General features: G+C 70.7%; 6 protein-coding genes. 5 read left to right on the top strand and 1 reads right to left on the bottom strand.

Annotated features, from left to right (window positions below; all coding sequences use genetic code 11):
- From NP777_RS46725 to NP777_RS46710, 4 genes are all read left to right on the top strand, one after another.
- The coding region (locus NP777_RS46725) for a carboxyl transferase domain-containing protein (RefSeq protein WP_305890856.1) at positions 1-171 on the top strand (171 nt) is incomplete at its 5' end.
- Between the two features lie 23 nt (positions 172-194).
- The gene (locus NP777_RS46720) at positions 195-401 is read left to right on the top strand and encodes an acyl-CoA carboxylase epsilon subunit (protein ID WP_256656294.1); all 207 of its coding nucleotides are present in this window, start codon (positions 195-197) and stop codon (positions 399-401) included.
- A gap of 94 nt (positions 402-495) precedes the next feature.
- On the top strand, positions 496-627 hold the full coding sequence (mmpB, locus tag NP777_RS46715) for a morphogenic membrane protein MmpB (RefSeq protein ID WP_256656293.1): 132 nt from the start codon (positions 496-498) through the stop codon (positions 625-627).
- Between the two features lie 93 nt (positions 628-720).
- A complete protein-coding gene (locus tag NP777_RS46710; protein ID WP_256656292.1) occupies positions 721-1326 on the top strand; it encodes a Maf family protein in 606 nt (201 codons plus the stop codon).
- A 61-nt stretch (positions 1327-1387) separates the two neighbouring features.
- Here the strand turns inward: NP777_RS46710 and NP777_RS46705 are convergent, their stop codons facing one another.
- Positions 1388-1840: a hypothetical protein gene (locus NP777_RS46705; RefSeq protein ID WP_256656291.1), complete on the bottom strand. Its 453-nt coding sequence runs from the start codon at positions 1838-1840 to the stop codon at positions 1388-1390.
- 345 nt (positions 1841-2185) lie between these two features.
- Here NP777_RS46705 and NP777_RS46700 point away from each other — a divergent pair.
- On the top strand, positions 2186-2302 hold a 117-nt coding region (locus NP777_RS46700), incomplete at its 3' end, for a biotin carboxylase N-terminal domain-containing protein (protein WP_159061112.1).

The raw sequence follows: 2302 nt of genomic DNA, 5'->3' as shown, positions 1-2302 counted from the left end.
GCGGACTACGAGGACACCCTGCTCAATCCGTATATCGCGGCCGAGCGGGGGTATGTGGATGCTGTGATCATGCCCTCCGAGACCCGCCGCCACATCGTCCGCGGCCTGCGGACACTGCGGAACAAGCGCGAAGCGCTGCCCCCGAAGAAGCACGGCAACATCCCCCTCTAGCCCCCTAGCGAAGGGCTGTTTCCATGATCCGTATTGTCCGGGGCAACCCGACCCCCGAGGAGTTGGCCGCCGCTCTGGCGGTGGTGCGAGCACGCGCGGCGGCCGCCATGGCCGCCGCGCAGACCGAGGACGATCCGGAGGAGTGGTCCGACCCGGCCCGCACCATCCCCAGCCACCGGGTGCCGCACCCGGGCCCCAAGGCGTGGCGCACCACCTACTGGCCCGCCTGAGCGGACCGCGGCGGGCCGAATGGCGGCTTCGCGCCGGGGCGCCTGAGTACGCGTACTCAGGCGCCCCGGCGTCTCTGGCCCCAGGATCGGATTCATGCTGTGGTCCGAGCCGCCCGATGAGCCGCCCGAGGAACTGCGGCGCGCCGAGGCCATGCTCCGCCGCGCCCGCACCGTTCTGACCGTCGCCGTGCTGCTGGCGATGTGCATCCTGGGGATGTGGCCCTAGGGGGCTTCTGATGGATCTCCGCGACGCCGCGGAGATCCATCAGAAGCCCCCTAGCCCGCGGCCCCGCTACGGGCGCGGCTTACCCTGGTGCGCATGACTGCGCAGCGCACTCTCGTCCTCGCGTCCGCCTCGCCCGCCCGGCTCGGGCTGCTGCGGCAGGCCGGACTGGCGCCGAAGGTGATCGTCAGCGGGGTGGACGAGGACGCGTTGAGCGCCGAGACCCCCGCCGAGCTGGCCCGGGTGCTGGCCGAGGCGAAGGCCACCGCTGTGGCCGGGCTTCCGGAGACGGCCGGCTCCCTCGTCGTCGGCTGCGACTCGGTGCTGGAGCTCGACGGTCAGGCGCTCGGCAAACCGGCCGACGCCGAGGAGGCCACCGCCCGCTGGAAGTCGATGCGCGGCCGGGCCGGGGTGCTGCGCACCGGGCACTGCGTGATCGACACGGCGAGCGGCCGCCGCACCTCGGCCACCGCGTCCACCACCGTCCACTTCGGCGAGCCCACGGACGAGGAGATCGCGGCGTACGTCGCCAGCGGTGAACCGCTGCACGTGGCGGGGGCGTTCACGCTCGACGGCCGTTCGGCGCCGTTCATCGACGGCATCGAGGGCGACTCCGGGAATGTGATCGGACTGTCCCTGCCGCTGTTCCGCCGACTGCTGGCCGAACTGGACGTGCGGATCACGGATCTCTGGAACGACTAGGGATTTCCGGCTAGGCATTCCCCTGGACTTCGCCCAGGACTTTCCCTCAAACCCTCCCGGCTCAGGCCGGGCTGGGGGCGTCGTGGCCGCCGCCCGCGGCCTCGGCGGAGGGCTCGGCGCGCGACTCCGCCTCGTACCCCAGCAGGCTCAGCACGATCAGCCCCAGCACCACCATCAGGAACGCGAACGCGGACCAGCCCACCAGGCCGACCGAGAACGCGCCCAACAGCCCGTGCACCACCGCGCAGGTGATGAGCAGGATGCGGGCCAGGCGGCCGGGGGCGCGGTCGCGCACGGCGGTACGCAGCAGCACCACCCCGCACACCAGCAGATAGACGCCGAAGAGGCCGCCCGCGACCCAGGCGCCGATCGACATCGCATCGGTGTCCAGGCCGCCCATGGACATCTGCTGACGGTCCACGACCAGGCCGAGGATCCAGTTCAGCAGCGCTATGCCGACCGCCTCGACCATCAGCGTCACCGCCGCCACCGCGGCCACTGGTCTGCGCGCCACCGCGATCCCCTCCCACTCTGTCAGTGCCGAAGCACGCTACTAACGGGTAAGCGTCGCCACAAGAGGTGTGGACGAGCGGAACTCCGTGGCAAAGTTTCCGCCCGGCATTCGTAGGGTCTCCACAAAGAAACGTGAAGCGCCGCAGCACGGCGCGCCAGAGACCTTGCCCACATCGCGGACCGTGCCACGGCCTCGAAAACCGGGCGTACCGTGGAGCGACGGGGGATCCGGACGTTCGTCCAACGCGAGGTTCACGCTCCGTGTGGTCAAGCTCACGCCCGGGGTCTTCTCGGCGCGAGGTGTCGCCTGTACCTAAACTCGGCTTGTTTCAAGGAGGGAGCCATCGTGCGCAAGGTGCTCATCGCCAACCGTGGCGAGATCGCTGTCCGTGTTGCCCGTGCCTGCCGGGATGCCGGGATCGCGAGCGTAGCCGTCTACGCCGATCCGGACCGGGACGCTGTG

This window comes from Streptomyces rugosispiralis (assembly GCF_024505145.1).
GTDB classification, from domain to species: domain Bacteria; phylum Actinomycetota; class Actinomycetes; order Streptomycetales; family Streptomycetaceae; genus Streptomyces; species Streptomyces rugosispiralis.
The sequence above is the reverse complement of the archived record's forward strand: the minus strand, read 5'-3'. Positions and strand labels throughout refer to the sequence as shown.